Origin of the sequence: Streptomyces sp. GESEQ-35, assembly GCF_017948485.1 — a bacterium.
Taxonomy (GTDB): Bacteria; Actinomycetota; Actinomycetes; order Streptomycetales; family Streptomycetaceae; genus Streptomyces.
The window spans coordinates 417,730-434,410 of sequence record NZ_JAFFSX010000002.1 but is presented as its reverse complement, the minus strand read 5'-3'; the positions used below and the strand labels follow the sequence as shown (position 1 = coordinate 434,410).

Sequence of the window (16,681 nt, the reverse complement as noted above, 5' to 3'; positions counted from 1 at the left end):
CTCAGCCCTCGGTCACGGGCACTGCGGCGGCGGCCCGGGTGAACCGGGGCAGCGCGGCGACGCCGACGGCGAGCAGGGCGACGATGCCCATCTGCGCGTACTCGACGTCCGCGAAGGCGTCCGGGACGCCGTGCGGGGCGAGGCTCACATACAGGGTGCCGAGCGTGGCCACGCCCAGGGCGAGGCCGCTCTGCTGCAAGGTGATGAGGACTCCGCTGCCGATCCCGCCGAGGTGGGCGGGGACATCGGCGAGGACGCTGCGGAACAGGCCGGCGAACAGCATCGACTGCCCGGCACCGACGAGGGCCAGCGGCCCGGCGAGCCCCCACAGACCGACGTACGGCCACTGCGTCACGAGCAGGCCGACCAGCCAGGCCAGCCCCGCCAGTTGCACCACCGCCCCCGCCGACATGGCGGCGCGGCCGAAGCGGCTGATCAGACGCGGGGCCAGCACGGATCCGGCGAGGAACAGCACGGCCATCGGCAGGATCGCCAGCCCGCTGTGGAGGGCGTCGGCGTGCAGCCCGTCCTGCATGGTCAGCGCGAAGACGAACATGAACGCCCCGAAGCCGATACTGAACGCCAGCACCATGAGCAGGCCCCGGGACATCGACGGCAGGCGCAGCAGGGACGGCGGCAACAGCGGTGTCTCACCGCGGAGTTCGGCCCGCTTCTCGACCCAGTAGGTGACGGCGCCGAGCAGCACGGCCACGGCGAACAGCAGCCAGGTCCACCAGGGCCAGGCCAGCGAGTGCCCCTCGGTCAGCGGGACGAGCACGGCGACGAGCGTGGCCGCGAACAGGACGGTGCCGGGCAGATCGATGCCGACCGGGTGCGGGGACCGGGTGGCCGGCACGAGACGGGCCGCGAACAGCAGGACCACCAGCCCGATGGGCACGTTGACCAGGAAGATCGGCCGCCAGGACGTGCCGGCGATGTCCGCGCTGACCAGCAGTCCGCCCACCAGCTGACCGACCACGGCGGCGATGCCGGAGGTCGCCCCGTACAGCGCCAACGCGCGTGCCTTGCGCTCGCCTTCGAGGGTGTGGTGGAACGTCGCGAGGACTTGCGGGATCAGCAGCGCCGCGGTCGCGCCCTGGACGATCCGGGCCGCGATCAGCGCCTCGACGTCGGGCGCGAGGCCACAGGCCAGCGAGGCCAGGACGAAGCCGACGAGGGCCCCCTGGAACAGCCGGTGCCGGCCGAAGCGGTCCCCCAGCCGTCCGCCCAGGACCAGCAGGGCCGCGTAGGCGACGCCGTATCCGGCGATCACCAGCTGGAGCGAGGCCGTCGAGGCGTGCAGGGACGCGTCGATGCTGGGCAGGGCGACATTGGTGATGAAGAAGTCCGTGATCGGCAGGAACGCCCCTGCCAGCAGGATCAGCACGCCGGACGCGTGCAGCTGTTCATTGCGGGCCATGACCGGCCTCTCGCGAGAAAATTAGTTACTTGCGCCAGTAACTATAAAACTTGCGTACGCCAGTAAGCAATATCTAGAGTGGCGTGCATGACCGACAGTGACGATGCAACCCGGCTGTCAGCGGAGGAGTTCGCTCTGATCCGGGAGCTGCGACCGGCGATGACCGCCCTGATGCGGGCCTTCGACGAGGATCTGCGTCGCAGTCAGGGCCTGAGCCACATCGAATACATCACGCTGATGTTCCTGTCCGAGGCGCCCGAGCGCACCATGCGCCTGAGCGACCTGGCCGAGCTGGTGCAGCAGTCGGCCTCCGCGCTGGGCCGCACGGTGCGGCGCCTGGAGGTCGAGGGACTGGTGTCCCGCGAGCAGTCGACGCAGGACGCCCGCTCCTTCCACGCCGTCCTCACCGACGCCGGGCTGACCCGCCTGCGGGAGGCCGAGCCCGTCCATTTCGCCAGCGTCCGCCGCCACTTGTTCGACCGCCTCGAAGACGTGGACCTGACCAAGCTGGCCAAGGCGTTCCAGCGCATCTCGGGCACCGCCTGACGAGTGATCTACCCTTACGTCGGCCTGCGAACTCGCGCTCGCCGTCGCGCCGACCGGAAAGTGGATCCGCCCGCTGTGAACCGCTCCGTGATCCGGTCCGCGCACCGGCCGTGCACGCTCGTGGTGTGCCGGGGCTGCTGCTGCGGCAGTCCGCGCAAGTACCCGGACGCGGACCACGTCTGGCAGCTGGACCGGCTGCGGGCCGCCGCGCTGGACTCGGGCGGCCGGTTCACCGTACGCACGACGGACTGCCTCGGCCCCTGCGACGCGGCGAACGTGATCGTCGTCCAGCCGTCCGGCGCCGGACGACAGGCGGGCGCCAAGCCCGTCTGGATCGGCTTCGCGATGGGCGACGACTGCACGGACGAGCTGCTGAGCTGGGTCTGCGAGGGGGGTCCCGGCGTCGCCGAGCCGCCCGCCGCACTGGAGTTGCAGTTCATCCGCCCGCCTCGCGAGGCACGGGCCCGGGCCCGGCGATGAGGCCGCCGACGGCAAGTACCGCCGCGTACACCGCCGTTGCCATCGCCAGGATCGCGAAGCTGGGCGGCAGGGCCGGGAAGGCATAGCTCAGCGCGAGCCCGGTCCACATGTCGGCGACCGCGAGGGCCGCCGCCAGCCACAGGGCCCGGTACGGCCGGTCGGTGAGCCGGTGCGCGGCTCCCGCCGGGGCGGCGAGCAGGCCGAGGAGGAGCAGGGAGCCGACCGCCTGGGCGGCCTCGGCGGCGCAGACTCCGACCAGGACGAGGAAGGCGATGCCCAGGGCCCGTACGGGCACCCCGCGGGCCGCCGCCACCGCCTCGTCGACGGACGCGAACAGCAGCGGCCGGGCCAGGAGCAGTACGGCGGCACCGACTCCGACCGCTACCGCGGCGGCCGTCCACGCCTGTGCGGCCGACAGCCCGAAGATCGACCCGAACAGCACACTCACCCCTGCCGTCCCGTGCGTGGCGCCGCGCGACGTCGAGTACAGGGTGAGGAAGAAGGCGCCCAGACCCAGCAGCCAGGAGAAGACGCCGCCGATGGCGATGTCGTCCGCCCTCCCCCGCCGCCCCAGCAGCCCGAGCAGCAGCGCCACCCCGATCGTCGCCGCGAACAGCCCCAGCCGCAGATCGACCCCGGCCGCCAGCGCGGCCAGTGCGCCGGTGAACGCGACATGGCTGAGCGCGTCGCCGGTGAACACCTGGGCCCGCAGCACCAGGAAGTAGCCGACCAGTCCGGCCGCGAGCGCGATCGTGGTGCCCGCGAGCAGGGCGTGCACGAAGAAGGGATGGCCGAAGGCGCTCACACCGGCCTCCTGACGGCCCGGACCAGGACGTAGCCTCCGAAGGCGAAGCCGGTGACGTAGAAGCCGATCGGATACGGCGAGTAGTACGCGGCCGTCAACGCGCCCCAGGTCACCGCGACCGCGATCAGCACACCGACGGCCAGGCTCAACACCGGTCTCGCGGTGAGCAGTTGAGCCGTGGCCGCGGGCATCACGAGGAGGGCGAACACGAGCAACGCCCCCGTGATCTGACTCGCCCCCGCCGTGGCCGTCCCCAGCAGCACCAGGAACACGGCGGACAGCGCCCGGACGGGAACACCCCGCGCGGCGGCCACATCGGCGTCCACCGAGGCGAACAGCAGCGGCCGTCCGATGACGGCGAGCACGCCCAGGGCGACGGCCGCGACCAGGGCCAGCACCTCCACCTGCGTCCCGGTGATGCCGAGAAAGCTGCCGAACAACAGGGAGTTGACGCCGCCGAGGAACCCTTTGTACAGGGCGACGAACAGGTAGCCGCAGGCCAGCAGGAACGCCTGCACGGTCCCCGTCAGCGCCGCGTCCTGGCCGGCCTCGCGCCGCGGCACCGCGGCGATCACGAGCGCCGCGGCCACACAGAACGCGAAGTAGCCGTAGCCGGCGGCGACCCCGAGCAGCGTGGCGCAGGCGGCGCCCGGGAAGCTGACCATGGCGAGCGTGTGCCCGGCGAAGCTCTGCCGCCGCAGCACCATGAACCAGCCCATGACGGCGGCCAGTACGGCCACGATCGTGCCCGCGCGGAAGGCGTTGACCATGAAGGGGTACGACCACAGCTCCCGGATCACGGTCACGAGGCGTGCCGACCGACGTCAGGGGTGCCGACGACGACCAGCCGGCCGTCGCCGGCCCGCAGGACCTCGACCGGAGCGCCGTACAGACGCGTGAGTGTCTCCGTCGTGATGACCTCCTCCGGCGGCCCCGCGGCCACCCCGCCCTCGGCGAGATACACGACGCGGTCGAGCCAGGGCAGGATCGGGTTCACGTCGTGCGCGACCAGCACCACGCTCACGCCCCGCTCCCGGCAGATCCGGCCGATCAGTGCGGCGACGGCGCTCTGATGGGAGAGGTCGAGGCTGTCCAGCGGCTCGTCGAGCAGCAGCACTTCGGGCCGTCGTACCAGCGCTTGGGCGATCAGCAGGCGTTGCTGCTCGCCGCCGGAGCAGGCGCCGATGGGCCGGTGGGCGTAGGCGGTGGCGCCGACCAGTTCGATCACCTCGGCGACGCACGCGTCCCGCTCGCGCCGCCGGGCGCTGAAACGGGCGGGCCACGGCACGGGTACGCCCCACCTGTGGCCGTCCAGTCCGAGGCGGACGATGTCGACACCCCGGATCCTGAGCGACGTGTCGAAGCTGCGGCGTTGCGGCAGATACCCCACCCGGTCACCGGCCCGCCCCGGCTCCTCCCCCAGCACCCGCACCTCGCCGAAGGCCGGCGGAACCGCGCCCAGCACCATCCTCACGAGCGTCGACTTGCCCGCCCCGTTCGGGCCGAGCACGGCCACGAACTCGCCCGCGCCGACGTCCAGTTCGACGTCCGACCAGAGGGTACGGCCGCCGACGCGGGCGGCGGCTCCCCGCAGCGAGACGACGGAGGCAGCCTTCACCGGAGCCCGCTCGGCCGTCCTCACTTGCCCGTCGCCTCGGCCAGCGCCTGCTCGATGTCCCGCAGCTGCCGCACCTGCCACTCCTGGAAGGACGCGCCGGCCGGGGTGAGCGTCTCGGTGACGGTGGCCACCGGGATGCCCCTGGCCTCGGCCTCCTTGACCTGGGCCTGCACATCGGGCGTGGAGTTCTGGCTGTTGTAGACGTAGACCTTGATCTTCCTGTCGGCGATCTGCTCGTCGATCGTGGCCTTGTCCTCGGCGGTCGGGTCGGTGCCCTCGCTGATCGCGTCGAGGAAGGTCCCGGGCGTGAGCGTCTTCAGGCCGAGACCGTCGGCGAGGGGGCTGACGATGGACTCGGAGGCGCCGATCGGGGTGCCGGCGTAGGTCTTCTTGATGCTCGATATCAGCCCGTTGTAGGTGGCGAGGGTCGTGTCCTCGAAGGTCTTCTTCCGGGCGTCGAAGTACGAGGCGTGGTCCGGGTCGATCTTCTTGTAGTCGGCGGTGATCCTGTCGATGACCTGGTGGACGTCGTCCGGCGAGTACCAGCGGTGCGGGTTGCCGCCGGACTTGATGCCGACGAGGTCGCCGACGTTCAACTCGGTGCGGTCGGCGGCGGGGTTGGCGGACAGCAGCTTGTCGGCCCAGGCGTCGTAGCCGATGCCGTTGACGACGGCGTACCGGGCGGTGGCCACCGTGCGGCCGTCGGCGGCGGTGGGTTCGTAGTCGTGCGGGTCTGCGTTCGGGTTGTCGATGATGCTCGTGACCTTCACATGGCTGCCGCCGAGCTGCGCGGCTACGGAGCCCCAGAAGTTCTCGGCGGCGACCACCTGGATCGGGCCGTCCGAGGACGAGGAGGAGCCGGTGGCGGAGGAGGCCGCCGTGGAGCAGGCGGCCGCGCCGACGCCGAGAGTTGCGGCCACGAGGGCGGTGGCGAGACGGCGGCGGGACGGGGTGGGGTGCATGGCGGGTCCTCTTCAGTGACGCGTTCGCTCGACGGACTCCCCGCACCCTAGGCCCTTAATGAAAACCATTGCCGTTACTTGGCGGAGTAATGGGATCCATTTTCATGTAGCCTGCGTTCGTGACATTCATTTCCCATAGGGGCGGTTAGGCATGCGCGTGGCCTTCGTCGGCAAGGGCGGCAGCGGCAAGACGACGCTGTCCGCACTCTTCGCCCGTCATCTGGCGCGCTCGGGCGCGCCCGTCGTCGCCATAGACGGCGACATCAACCAGCATCTGGCCTACGCCCTGGGCCTCGACGAGGACGAGGTCTTCGCCGCGCCGCCGCTCAGTGCACGGACCGGTGAGATCAAGGACTGTCTGCGGGGCACGAACCCGCGGATCCCGTCCCGCGAGGCCATGGTGAAGACCACCCCGCCCGGGCGTGGCTCCCGGCTCATCCGGCCGCTCGGCGACGACGAGATCCACTCGCATCACGTCCAACGGGTCGGCGACGTAGCCCTGATGGTCACCGGCGCCTTCGACGAGAGCGACCTCGGGGTGGCCTGCTACCACTCGAAGCTGGGCGCGGTCGAGCTGTATCTCAACCATCTCGTCGACGGCCCCGGCGAGTACGTCGTCGTCGACATGACGGCCGGTGCGGACGCGTTCGCGTCGGGGCTGTTCACCCGGTTCGACATGACGTTCCTGGTCGTCGAGCCGACCCGGAAGAGCGTCTCGGTCTACCGCCAGTACCGCGACCACGCAGCCGAGTTCGGCATCCCGGTGGCCGTGGTCGGCAACAAGGTCACCGGCGCGGACGACCTCGCCTTCCTGCGGAAGCACGTGGGCGACGACCTCCTCGCCCACTGTGAGCAGTCCGCCTTCGTCCGCGCCCAGGAACAGGGCCGCGACCAGGGCGAGCTGGAGCCCGCCAACGCCGAGGCCCTCAAGCGGCTGCGCGCTGCCGTCGACGCCCGCACGAAGGACTGGGCCGCCTTCCAGCGGCACGCCGTCGAGTTCCATCTGCGCAACGCCGCCGCCTGGGCCAACGAGGCCACCGGCCAGAACCTCGCCGACCAGGTCGACCCCGACTTCGAGCACGGCCCCGCCGCGCTCGCGGCCTTCGCCTGACGTCAGCTCACCGCGCTCCCCCTGTTCCACCACCAGCACAACAGACAGGACACCCCCTTCATGTCGCTCGACGTCTCCCCGCAGCTGCTCGCCGAAGCCGAGAACGGCCCGGTGCGGGAAGAGGACTTCGTGGAAACGGTTCGTACGTCCCTGCCTTACGCCTTCGATCTGATCGCCCGTCTGGCCGCTGAACTGCGCGCCGGCCAGGCCGAGTTCGCCGACAACCAGACGCCGCCCTCGGAGAAGGAGCGCGGCCAGCTGCTGCGGGCGCTGTCCAGCGACGCGATCCGGGGCAGCCTGGAGCGGCACTTCGGCGTCGCCCTCGCCTTCCAGAACTGCCACCGCGTGGCCGTGTTCCCGCCCTCGGCGCGCGGCGGCGAGACATACACCCGCTTCACGTCCCTGCGCGCCCAGATCCTCAACCAGTCGCCGGAGTTCCGCGACTGCTGAGGCCGTTCAGCGCAGCGGCTTGAAGTAGTGCGCCAGCGCGAAGGCGCCGATGCGGGTACCGACCTTGTTGGCGACGACGTCACTGGTCCGGAAGTGGATCCCGCCCCAGACCCGGGCGTTGATCACGTCGCGGTTGTACGCGGCCGCGCTGGTGTACGTACGGGTGGTGCCCGTCACCGCCGATGAGATACGGAGGTCGATGTCGCCGCCGGTCAGCCGGGTCAGGACGCTCATGGCGGCGCCGTCGATGACGCAGTGGCCGCTGATGTGGTCCGGGTACGGAGGCGTGTCGAGCAGCGGTGCCCAGGACGGGTCCGGCGCGGTCGCGGGGTTGCCGTCGGTGTCCGCGAGCTGGATCGCGGTGATCGGGCGCCACTGACCGTAGGTCAGCTTGGCGTTCCAGCCGGTGATCGCCGCGTCGGCCACCGCCGTGTTGGCGGCGGCCGCCAGCCGCGCCGCCTCGACGATGTCCAGGCCGTGCCGCTCGGTGTAGCCGCGGTAGGCGGCCTGGAGCTGCACCGGAATGAGATCGCTGAAGAACAGCGCGGTCTCGGTCTGTTCCGCGGTCCGCACCGAGCCGGTCTTCGCTCCCACCGACTTCACCTCGGCGAAGTCCTTGGTGTACGTCTTCGAGGTGAGCGTGGACGGGGGCCCGGGCAGGAAGCGGTCCGGCGAGTTCGCCAGCATCGGCCGCACCTTGGCGAGCCAGGGAAGGGCGAAGGGCGCGTTGGCGGGCGGGGTGGGCCGCCAGATGCCCGGCGAGGGAGGTTTGTCGTACGTCACCGGGGCGCCTCGCCCGTCGTTCTCGCGGAGCTCGATGAGGTGGTGGGCCGCCCGCTCCCCGAAGGCGACGCCCCGGTCCTCGGCCCGCCCGTCCGGGATCTTCGACAGTGAGGCGGTGTAGGCCGCGTCCAGCCGGGCCTGTGACGCCGGGAAGTAGTTCAGCAGAACGCGGTGGGCAGCGGTGGCGGCGGCCGCCTCGGAGGAGGCGGTGCGGGGGCCGCGTTCGTGCCACTTGTACCCGGCGTAACGGCCCTCGATGCCCACCACCGCGTTGTACACGGCGGCCGACACGAAGCCGTACCAGAGAGTCTGCTCCGCCGCCGGCTTCTTCGCGTCACCGTGGATCGTGGCGACGGCGGTCCCGTTCCAGTCGGTGACCACCTCGGAACTCGTAGCCCGGTTCGCGGCGTGGGACGCGGTGCTCGACGCGGTCGCCGGGGTCCAGGGCGCGACGCCGAGCACGAGAACCGTCAGGCCGGCGACGAGCGCACGGCGGACGGTACGGGAGGGTGGTGCTGCTGATCCGTGCTGATCCTTTGTCATGGGGTACCCCTCGGACGGTTTGTTGCGCCCAAGGGTGAAGCCACGACCTGGCCGGACGGGGAGATTCCCCGGTTTGGCCAGCCCGCTGAACCGAGGGCAGCGGGCTGGCAACCAGTCCCCCCGTGGGCCTCAGAAGACGACGCTCCAGCCCTCGCGCCCCGCCTGCTCCCGGGTGTACGAGACGCCGTGCACCTTCAGGCCCGCGGCGTCGAGGAGGTTGATCTCGCCGCCGTTGTTGCCGAGTCGGGCGCCGTCCGCCGTGAGGGCGACGGACAGACAGGCGCCGGGGGCCAGTTGGCCGGACGGTACCGGGGTGCCGTGTCCGATGCGGTCGGTGATGCGCCAGCCGCTGAGGTCCACGGGGTCCGGCGAGGCGTTGATCAGGGTCACGGTCTCCGCCTCGGGCGCGGGGCCCTTGGGGTTGACCAGCGCCGCCAGGACACGCACGCGCTGACCGCCGGGCTCGGGACGCGTACCGTCGGCGCCTTCGAGGGCGTGGCCGGTGCTGTCGTCCGTGTGCCAGGCCTGGCTCTGGAAGGCGAGGAAGATGCCGACCCAGCGCGACTGCTCGGCGGACTCCCCGGGGAAGTGGATCAGGATCCCGCCGTCCTGCCACACACCGTCGTCGCCCCGGAAGCGGCGGCTGTTGCCCTGGTTCATATGGATGTCGTGGACGCCGTTGCCGGGCTTGAAGCCGAACACCTTGTCCTGGACTCCCGTTTCGGGCCCCCAGCGCTCACCGAAGACGTACAGCCGGGCCTGCGGGTCGTCGACCGCGCGCCGCACGTAGTGGTCGAGGACGTCCGCGAGGTCGTTGTCGGGACCGGCGACGTCCGGCGGCAGCGGGCGCATCCGCGCCGGGTCGAAGAGATTGCCCCGCACGAAGTCGAGGTTCGGGCCGCCCGGTCCGGCCGGCAGGGTGTTCCAGCCGCTCACGAGTCCTTCCAGCCGGGCCGTGACGGGGTGCCGGAAGTCCTCGTCGACGAGATACAGCAGCTCGGACGGCCGCTCCTGCGACAGGACGTTGACGGCGGCACGGTAGTGCGTGCCCGCGTCGTCCGTCAGATGGATCTGGTAGTGCGGCGAGTCGTCGGCACCCTCGCGCCGGGTGTCGACCGCTCGTGTGATCAGTACGCCGTACGCCTTCAGCGGCATGACGACCAACTCCCCCTACGGGCGGGCGGATTGCCCGCCTATGGGGGCATCGTAGAGGGACCCCGCCGTACTTCACCGGTACGTGCGGGAAGTTCGGGCGGGAATTCACAAGCAGCTTCCCTACGATCAGCGCGTGGTCACCTTCCTGCTCGAACGCACGGCACCCCTCCCTCTCGACGAGGCGTGGCGCCGACTCACCGAGTGGCCCCGGCACGGCGAGGTCGTGCCGCTGACCCGGGTCACGGTCGTGACACCGCCCCCGACCGGCGAGGGCACGGTGATCGTGGCACGCTCCGGACTCGGGCCGCTCGCCTTCGACGACCGCATGGAGGTCACGGTGTGGCGTCCGCCGGGGGACGGGACACCGGGACTGTGCCGGCTGGAGAAGCGGGGCCGCGTGGTCGTCGGCTGGGCGGAGATCGAGGTGCGACCGGGGCCGGGCGGCCGGACGCGGGTTCTCTGGCGCGAGGAGCTGGGGGTGCGGCCGTTGCCCGGGGTGTTCGATCCGGTGGTGGGGCGAGCGGCACGGTATATGTTCGGACGGGCGGTGAATCGGCTACTCAGGGGGGTGTGATGGGGGACCGCTGGCCGGGGGGCGAAGTCGCTTGCGGTTCGGCAGCGCCCCGAAGGGGCGCGGGGAACTGCGCGACCAGCCACGACGGCGCCGCAGCAGACCGACAACCAGGGGGCTCAGAGACGGAACACCCGTCGCGCGTTGCCGGACAGGAACAGCTCTGTTGTCTCGTCGTCCAGCCCCAGCTCGGGCAGATGCTCCAGCGCCCGACTCGGCATGATCATCGGATAGTTGGTGCCGAACAGGACCTTGCCGCGCCCCCGGCCGCGCAGATAGGCAACCAGCTCGGGCGGATAGCGGCGAGCGGTATACGCGCTGGTGTCGATGTAGACGTTGGGGTGTTTGTCGGCGACCGCGATCATCTCGGTGGTCCACGGGTAGCCGATGTGCCCGCACACGATGGTCAGTTCGGGGAAGTCGAGGGCGACCTGATCGACGTACGGGATGGGGCGGCCCGTCTCGGAGGGGCGCAGTGGCCCGGTGTGGCCGACCTGCGTGCAGAAGGGGACGCCGAGGTCGACGCAGGCGGCGTAGAGCGGGTAGTACAGCCGGTCGGTGGGCGGCAGCTGCCACAGCCAGGGCACGATCCGCAGGGCGACGAAGCCGAGTTCCGCCACGGCGCGGCGCAGTTCGCGCACCGCCTGTACCGGCCGGGTGAGGTCGGCGCCGGCCACCCCGCGCAGTCTGCCGTCGGACCGGGCGACGAACTCTGCCACCTCGTCGTTGCTGATCAGCGGGGACTGCGGGCCGTACCAGGCCGCGGACAGGCCGATTTCGACGTCCGCCGCGGCCATGGCGGCCATCGTGGCCTTGACCGGCAGCGGCTCCTCCAGCAGCTCCATCCCCGTCCAGCGGCGCAGGGACTCGAACATCTCGTGGTTGGAGTGCCGGAGCGTGGGGTGCTGCATCCATACGTCGATGGCGGGCATGCGTTTCAGGCTACCGACCCGATCCGCCCCGGCGGCTCCGGCGCCGCCGTCACATCGTGGTGGATCGGCGTGTGGGCGCCGGTGAGGGAAACCCCACTGCCGCCGCGTCGGCCCGCGACGATCTCCGAGGCGATCGACAGGGCCGTCTCCTCCGGTGTGCGGGCGCCGAGGTCGAGGCCGATCGGGGACCTCAGCCGCGCCAACTCCAGCTCCGTCACGCCGACTTCGCGGAGCCGTTCGTTGCGGTCGAGGTGGGTGCGGCGGGAGCCCATCGCGCCGACGTACGCGACCGGGAGGCGCAGGGCCAGTTGAAGGAGGGGTATGTCGAACTTGGCGTCATGGGTCAGGACGCACAGGACGGTGCGACCGTCCACCTCCGTGCGTTCCAGATACGTGTGGGGCCACTCGACGACGATCTCGTCCGCCTCCGGGAAGCGGGTCTTCGTGGCGAAGACGGGACGGGCGTCGCACAACGTCACGCGGTAGCCCAGGAACTTGCCGATGCGCACCAGCGCCGACGCGAAGTCGATCGCACCGAAGACGATCATCCGGGGAGGCGGGACCGAGGACTCCACCAGGACCGTGAGCGGTGCTCCGCAGCGCGAACCCTGCTCGCCGATCTCCAGGGTGCCGGTGCGGCCGGCGTCCAGGAAGGCGCGGGCCTCCTCGGCGACCGTGCGGTCCAGTTCGGGGTGGGCGCCGAAGCCGCCGTCGTACGAGCCCTCGGGGTGGACGAGCAGGGCGCGGCCCGTCAGCTCCGGCGGGCCGGAGACGATCCGCGCCACCGCCGCCGCCTCCCCGCGCGCGGCGGCGGAGAGCGCGGCCGCGAGCACCGGACGGACGGGGTCGCCGGCCCTGACCGGTGTGACGAGGATGTCGATGATGCCGCCGCAGGTCAGGCCGACGGCGAAGGCGTCCTCGTCGCTGTAGCCGAAGCGTTCCAGGACCGGCTTCCCGTCCTGGAGCGCCTGCCCGCACAGGTCGTAGACCGCACCCTCCACACAGCCGCCGGAGACCGAACCGATCGCCGTGCCCTCGGCGTCCACCGCGAGGGCGGCGCCGGGCAGGCGGGGCGCGCTGCCACCGACGGCCACCACGGTGGCCACGGCGAAGTCGCGTCCCTGCTCGACCCACCGGTGCAACTCTTCGGCGATGTCCAGCATCTCTCGGTCTCCTTGACGGCCGTTGTGCGGAGGGGCGTTCAGAATGCAGTGTCTAGTGCACGCCCATCCAGCTCTCTATGGGATTGAGGGCGAAGAACACCAGGAAGATGCCTGTCAGGGCCCACATGAACGCCCCGATCTCCCGCGCCTTCCCCTGGGCGATCTTGATGGCGACGTAGGAGATGACACCGGCCGCGACGCCCGCCGTGATCGAGTACGTGAACGGCATGATCACGACGGTGAGGAACACCGGGATCGCGGTGGCCCGGTCGGCCCAGTCGACGTGCCGGGCGTTCATCATCATCATCGCGCCGATGACCACGAGGGCCGCGGCGGCCACCTCGCCCGGCACGATCGCCGTCAGCGGGGTGAAGAACAGACAGGCCGCGAAGAAGAGGCCGGTGACGACCGAGGACAGGCCCGTTCGGGCTCCCTCGCCGACGCCCGTCGCCGACTCCACGAACACCGTCTGACCCGAGGCGCCGGAGACGCCGCCGATCGCTCCGCCCGCGCCGTCGATGAACAGCGCCTTGGACAGGCCCGGCATCCGGCCCTTGTCGTCGGCGAGCTTGGCCTCGGTGCCGACGCCGATGATCGTCGCCATCGCGTCGAAGAAGCCGGCCAGCACGAGCGTGAACACGATCATGCCGACCGTCATGGCGCCGACCTGGCCCCAGCCGCCGAACTCGACGTCGCCGAAGATCGAGAAGTCGGGCATGGAGACCGCGCTGCCGTGCAGTTCCGGTGCTCCGCTCGCCCACTGCTTGGGGTCGATGACGTCAAGTGCGTTGAGGACGACGGCGAGTACGGTGCCGCCGACGATGCCGATCAGGATCGCACCGGGGACGGCGCGGGCCTGGAGCATGAAGATCGCGAGCAGGGTGACGGCGAAGAGCAGGACGGGCCAGCCCGCCAGTTCGCCGGCCGGGCCCAGGGTGACGGGGGTCGCCTCGCCCTGGTGCACGAAGCCGGCCTTCACCAGGCCGATCAGGGCGATGAACAGACCGATGCCCATGGTGATCGCGTGCTTCAGCGCCAGCGGAATCGCGTTCATGATCATCTCGCGGAGGCCGGTGACGACCAGCAGCATGATGACCACGCCGTACATCACACACATGCCCATGGCCTGCGGCCAGGTCATCTGCGGGGCGACCTGTGAGGCGAGGACGCCGGAGACGGAGAGGCCGGCGGCCAGGGCGAGCGGCACCTTGCCGAAGAAGCCCATCAGCAGCGTGCTGAGGGCCGCCGCGAACGCCGTCGCGGTGATCAGGGCCTGCTGGCCGAGCGTGTTCCCCGCCGCGTCCTTGCCGGACAGGATCAGGGGGTTGAGCAGGAGGATGTACGCCATCGCCATGAAGGTGGTGACGCCGCCGCGGACTTCGCGTCCGACGGTGGATTCCCGCTTGGATATGTGAAAGTACCGGTCGAGCCAGGACCTGCCGGCGGGGAGACGGGTTCCCTCACCCGCGTCTTCGGCGACGGTTGTTGGCTCGATTGACTGCTGGGTCATGTGGGCCTACTCCCAAGGTTCACAGGGGCACCCGTATGGGGAACCACCGGGCGGCGGCTACGGGATTTGGGAAGGTGCTTCGGCCGCACGACCCGGGGGACGGCCCGAGACGAACGAAACGTTGTACTGGACTTGACCGGCGTCGGGGTGCCCTGGGTTTGGCTGTTACCCGGCGTCGGGGGTGCCGCTTTCTGTGGGACGGGTGCCGCCCAAGCGGCACGACTGCCCGCAGCGGCGGGCGGACGCTACGCGGTTCCCGTCAGATGCTCGGGACGTACCGGCGTCCTGTTCAGCTCCAGGCCCGTCGCGTTGCGGATCGCCGCAAGGACGGCCGGAGTTGAGGACAGGGTTGGTGCCTCACCGACGCCGCGGAGCCCGTACGGGGCGTGGTCGTCGGCGAGTTCGAGGACGTCGACCGGGATGGTCGGCGTGTCGAGGATGGTCGGGAGCAGGTAGTCCGTGAAGGACGGGTTCCTGACCTTCGCGGTCTTGGGGTCGACGACGATCTCCTCCATCACCGCGATGCCCATGCCCTGGATGGTGCCACCCTGGATCTGGCCGATGACGGAGAGCGGGTTGAGGGCCTTGCCGACATCCTGGGCGCAGGCCAGCTCGATGACCTTGACCAGGCCCAGCTCGGTGTCGACCTCGACGACGGCGCGGTGGGCCGCGAAGCTGTACTGGACGTGTCCGCTGCCCTGACCCGTGCGCAGGTCGAAGGCCTCGGTCGGCCGGTGCCGCCACTCCTCCTCGACCTCGACGGCCTCGTCCTCGAGGACGTCCACCAGGTCCGCCAGTACCTCGCCGCCGTCGGTGACGACCTTGCCGCCTTCGAGCAGCAGCTCGGCCGTCGCCCAGGCCGGGTGGTACGTACCGAACTTGCGGCGCCCGATCTCCAGGACCTGCTCGCGGACGATCTCGCAGGCGTTCTTGACCGCACCGCCGGTGACATACGTCTGGCGCGACGCCGACGTCGAACCCGCCGAGCCCACCTGCGTGTCCGCCGGGTGGATGGTCACCTGCCCGACGCCCAGCTCGGTGCGGGCGATCTGCGCGTGGACGGTGACACCGCCCTGGCCGACCTCGGCCATCGCGGTGTGCACGGTGGCGACGGGCTCGCCGCCGACGACTTCCATGCGCACCTTGGCGGTCGAGTAGTCGTCGAAGCCCTCGGAGAAGCCGACGTTCTTGATGCCGACCGCGTAGCCGACACCGCGTACGACGCCTTCACCGTGCGTGGTGTTGGACAGACCGCCGGGCAACTGCCGTACGTCGGAGCCCTCGCTGCTCTCCCACTGGCGCTCCGGCGGCATCGGCATCGCCTTGACGCGGCGCAGGAGTTCGGCGACCGGGGCCGGGGAGTCGACCGGCTGGCCGGTCGGCATGATCGTGCCCTGCTCCATGGCGTTGAGCTGCCGGAGCTGCACCGGGTCCATGCCGAGCTGCGCGGCCAGCTTGTCCATCTGGGCCTCGTAGGCGAAGCACGCCTGGACCGCGCCGAAGCCGCGCATGGCGCCGCAGGGCGGGTTGTTGGAGTAGAGGGCGATGGCCTCGATGTCCACGTCGTCCACGACGTACGGGCCGACGGAGAGGGAGGAGGCGTTGCCGACGACCGCCGGGGAGGCCGACGCGTAGGCGCCGCCGTCCAGGACGATCCGGCACTTCAGGTGCGTGAGCTTGCCGTCCTTGGTCGCCCCGTGCTCGTAGTACAGCTTCGCCGGGTGGCGGTGGACGTGCCCGAAGAAGGACTCGAAGCGGTTGTAGACGATCTTGACGGGCTTGCCGGTGCGCAGCGCGAGCAGACAGGCGTGGATCTGCATCGACAGGTCCTCGCGGCCGCCGAACGCGCCGCCGACGCCGGCCAGCGTCATCCGGACCTTGCTCTCGGGCAGGCCGAGGACGGGGGCGATCTGCCTGAGGTCGGAGTGGAGCCACTGGGTGGCGATGTAGAGGTGGACGCCGCCGTCCTCGTCCGGGACCGCGAGGCCCGACTCGGGGCCGAGGAAGGCCTGGTCCTGCATGCCGAAGGTGTACTCGCCCTCGACGATGACGTCGGCGCGCTCCCGAGCGGCGGCAACGTCTCCTCGTACGATCGGCTGACGGTGCACGATGTTCGGGTGCGGGACGTGGCCGATGTGGTGGTCGTCGCGGCCCTCGTGGACCAGGATCGCGTCAGGCGCGGTCGCGGACAACTCGTCGGTGATGACCGGGAGTTCGCGGTACTCCACCTTGATCTTGGCGGCGGCGCGGCGCGCGGTCTCCGGGTGGTCGGCGGCGACGATCGCGACCGGCTCGCCATGGTGACGCACCTTGCCGTGGGCGAGGACCGGGGTGTCCTGGATCTCCAGGCCGTAGTTCCTGACCTCGGTCGGCAGGTCGTCGTAGGTCATGACGGCGTAGACACCCGGGGTGGCGAGGGCCTCGCCCGTGTCGATGGACACGATCTCCGCGTGCGCGACCGGGGAGCGCAGGATCTGGCCCCAGAGCATGTCCTCGTGCCACATGTCGGACGAGTACGCGAACTCGCCGGTGACCTTGAGGGTGCCGTCCGGGCGGAGCGTGGACTCGCCGATGCCGCCCTTGGTCTGCGAGCCCTGGGTGATCTTCGTGGGAGCGCCGCTGGTGGGCATGG

The 16,681-nt window shown here is 70.8% G+C and carries 16 protein-coding genes; 5 read left to right on the top strand and 11 right to left on the bottom strand.

Annotation, left to right across the window (positions count from 1 at the left end; genetic code table 11):
* Position 1: 1 nt before the first annotated feature.
* Entirely contained in the window at positions 2-1,420 is a 1,419-nt protein-coding gene (locus KCH87_RS05435) for an MFS transporter (RefSeq protein WP_210584576.1), read from the bottom strand.
* Between the two features lie 87 nt (positions 1,421-1,507).
* On the opposite strand from KCH87_RS05435, the gene KCH87_RS05430 reads away from it, so the two are divergent.
* Positions 1,508-1,966: a MarR family winged helix-turn-helix transcriptional regulator gene (locus tag KCH87_RS05430; RefSeq protein ID WP_210584575.1), complete on the top strand. Its 459-nt coding sequence runs from the start codon at positions 1,508-1,510 to the stop codon at positions 1,964-1,966.
* A gap of 75 nt (positions 1,967-2,041) precedes the next feature.
* Positions 2,042-2,446 (top strand): (2Fe-2S) ferredoxin domain-containing protein, encoded by a 405-nt coding sequence (locus tag KCH87_RS05425; protein WP_210584574.1) that lies wholly within the window; start codon positions 2,042-2,044, stop codon positions 2,444-2,446.
* Here the strand turns inward: KCH87_RS05425 and KCH87_RS05420 are convergent.
* The 4 genes from KCH87_RS05420 to KCH87_RS05405 are packed head-to-tail and all read right to left on the bottom strand — an operon-like array spanning position 2,403 to position 5,831.
* Positions 2,403-3,251, bottom strand: coding sequence for a metal ABC transporter permease (locus KCH87_RS05420; RefSeq protein WP_210584573.1), 849 nt, complete (start codon positions 3,249-3,251; stop codon positions 2,403-2,405). The genes KCH87_RS05425 and KCH87_RS05420 overlap by 44 nt on opposite strands.
* Entirely contained in the window at positions 3,248-4,057 is an 810-nt protein-coding gene (locus tag KCH87_RS05415; RefSeq protein ID WP_308298751.1) for a metal ABC transporter permease, read from the bottom strand. The genes KCH87_RS05420 and KCH87_RS05415 overlap by 4 nt, the downstream gene beginning before the upstream one ends.
* Positions 4,054-4,893, bottom strand: coding sequence for a metal ABC transporter ATP-binding protein (locus tag KCH87_RS05410; protein ID WP_308298750.1), 840 nt, complete (start codon positions 4,891-4,893; stop codon positions 4,054-4,056). Before KCH87_RS05410 ends, KCH87_RS05415 begins: the two co-directional genes overlap by 4 nt.
* Positions 4,890-5,831, bottom strand: a complete 942-nt coding sequence (locus KCH87_RS05405) for a metal ABC transporter solute-binding protein, Zn/Mn family (RefSeq protein WP_210584572.1) — start codon at positions 5,829-5,831, stop codon at positions 4,890-4,892. The genes KCH87_RS05410 and KCH87_RS05405 overlap by 4 nt, the downstream gene beginning before the upstream one ends.
* Before the next feature lie 151 nt (positions 5,832-5,982).
* Between KCH87_RS05405 and KCH87_RS05400 the strand changes: the two genes are divergently transcribed.
* Positions 5,983-6,942, top strand: a complete 960-nt coding sequence (locus KCH87_RS05400) for an ATP-binding protein (RefSeq protein WP_210584571.1) — start codon at positions 5,983-5,985, stop codon at positions 6,940-6,942.
* Between the two features lie 60 nt (positions 6,943-7,002).
* Positions 7,003-7,392: an SCO5389 family protein gene (locus tag KCH87_RS05395; RefSeq protein WP_210584570.1), complete on the top strand. Its 390-nt coding sequence runs from the start codon at positions 7,003-7,005 to the stop codon at positions 7,390-7,392.
* 6 nt (positions 7,393-7,398) lie between these two features.
* Here KCH87_RS05395 and KCH87_RS05390 read toward each other — a convergent pair whose 3' ends face one another.
* Positions 7,399-8,718: a vanadium-dependent haloperoxidase gene (locus KCH87_RS05390; RefSeq protein WP_210584568.1), complete on the bottom strand. Its 1,320-nt coding sequence runs from the start codon at positions 8,716-8,718 to the stop codon at positions 7,399-7,401.
* Between the two features lie 129 nt (positions 8,719-8,847).
* Positions 8,848-9,873, bottom strand: a complete 1,026-nt coding sequence (locus KCH87_RS05385; protein WP_210584566.1) for a DUF2278 family protein — start codon at positions 9,871-9,873, stop codon at positions 8,848-8,850.
* Between the two features lie 133 nt (positions 9,874-10,006).
* Here KCH87_RS05385 and KCH87_RS05380 point away from each other — a divergent pair, with 133 nt between their 5' ends.
* Positions 10,007-10,447: an SRPBCC family protein gene (locus KCH87_RS05380; RefSeq protein ID WP_210584565.1), complete on the top strand. Its 441-nt coding sequence runs from the start codon at positions 10,007-10,009 to the stop codon at positions 10,445-10,447.
* Between the two features lie 116 nt (positions 10,448-10,563).
* Here the strand turns inward: KCH87_RS05380 and KCH87_RS05375 are convergent, their stop codons facing one another.
* From KCH87_RS05375 to KCH87_RS05360, 4 genes are all read right to left on the bottom strand, one after another.
* Positions 10,564-11,376 carry an amidohydrolase family protein gene (locus KCH87_RS05375; protein ID WP_210584563.1) on the bottom strand — a complete coding sequence of 271 codons (813 nt, stop codon included), beginning with the start codon at positions 11,374-11,376 and terminating at the stop codon, positions 10,564-10,566.
* 5 nt (positions 11,377-11,381) lie between these two features.
* On the bottom strand, positions 11,382-12,539 hold the full coding sequence (locus tag KCH87_RS05370; protein ID WP_210584561.1) for an XdhC family protein: 1,158 nt from the start codon (positions 12,537-12,539) through the stop codon (positions 11,382-11,384).
* A 52-nt stretch (positions 12,540-12,591) separates the two neighbouring features.
* Positions 12,592-14,049 carry an NCS2 family permease gene (locus KCH87_RS05365; RefSeq protein WP_210584560.1) on the bottom strand — a complete coding sequence of 486 codons (1,458 nt, stop codon included), beginning with the start codon at positions 14,047-14,049 and terminating at the stop codon, positions 12,592-12,594.
* A 245-nt stretch (positions 14,050-14,294) separates the two neighbouring features.
* Positions 14,295-16,679 carry a xanthine dehydrogenase family protein molybdopterin-binding subunit gene (locus tag KCH87_RS05360; protein ID WP_210584558.1) on the bottom strand — a complete coding sequence of 795 codons (2,385 nt, stop codon included), beginning with the start codon at positions 16,677-16,679 and terminating at the stop codon, positions 14,295-14,297.
* Positions 16,680-16,681: the final 2 nt, after the last annotated feature.

What these genes read in the sequence shown, in the direction of transcription:
- KCH87_RS05430 (WP_210584575.1), top strand. Translation starts at nt 1,508, where the DNA reads ATGACCGACAGTGACGATGCAACCCGGCTGTCAGCGGAGGAGTTCGCT.
- KCH87_RS05375 (WP_210584563.1), bottom strand. Translation starts at nt 11,376, where the DNA reads ATGCCCGCCATCGACGTATGGATGCAGCACCCCACGCTCCGGCACTCC.
- KCH87_RS05395 (WP_210584570.1), top strand. Translation starts at nt 7,003, where the DNA reads ATGTCGCTCGACGTCTCCCCGCAGCTGCTCGCCGAAGCCGAGAACGGC.
- KCH87_RS05400 (WP_210584571.1), top strand. Translation starts at nt 5,983, where the DNA reads ATGCGCGTGGCCTTCGTCGGCAAGGGCGGCAGCGGCAAGACGACGCTG.
- KCH87_RS05405 (WP_210584572.1), bottom strand. Translation starts at nt 5,831, where the DNA reads ATGCACCCCACCCCGTCCCGCCGCCGTCTCGCCACCGCCCTCGTGGCC.
- KCH87_RS05360 (WP_210584558.1), bottom strand. Translation starts at nt 16,679, where the DNA reads ATGCCCACCAGCGGCGCTCCCACGAAGATCACCCAGGGCTCGCAGACC.
- KCH87_RS05435 (WP_210584576.1), bottom strand. Translation starts at nt 1,420, where the DNA reads ATGGCCCGCAATGAACAGCTGCACGCGTCCGGCGTGCTGATCCTGCTG.
- KCH87_RS05370 (WP_210584561.1), bottom strand. Translation starts at nt 12,539, where the DNA reads ATGCTGGACATCGCCGAAGAGTTGCACCGGTGGGTCGAGCAGGGACGC.
- KCH87_RS05365 (WP_210584560.1), bottom strand. Translation starts at nt 14,049, where the DNA reads ATGACCCAGCAGTCAATCGAGCCAACAACCGTCGCCGAAGACGCGGGT.
- KCH87_RS05390 (WP_210584568.1), bottom strand. Translation starts at nt 8,718, where the DNA reads ATGACAAAGGATCAGCACGGATCAGCAGCACCACCCTCCCGTACCGTC.
- KCH87_RS05385 (WP_210584566.1), bottom strand. Translation starts at nt 9,873, where the DNA reads ATGCCGCTGAAGGCGTACGGCGTACTGATCACACGAGCGGTCGACACC.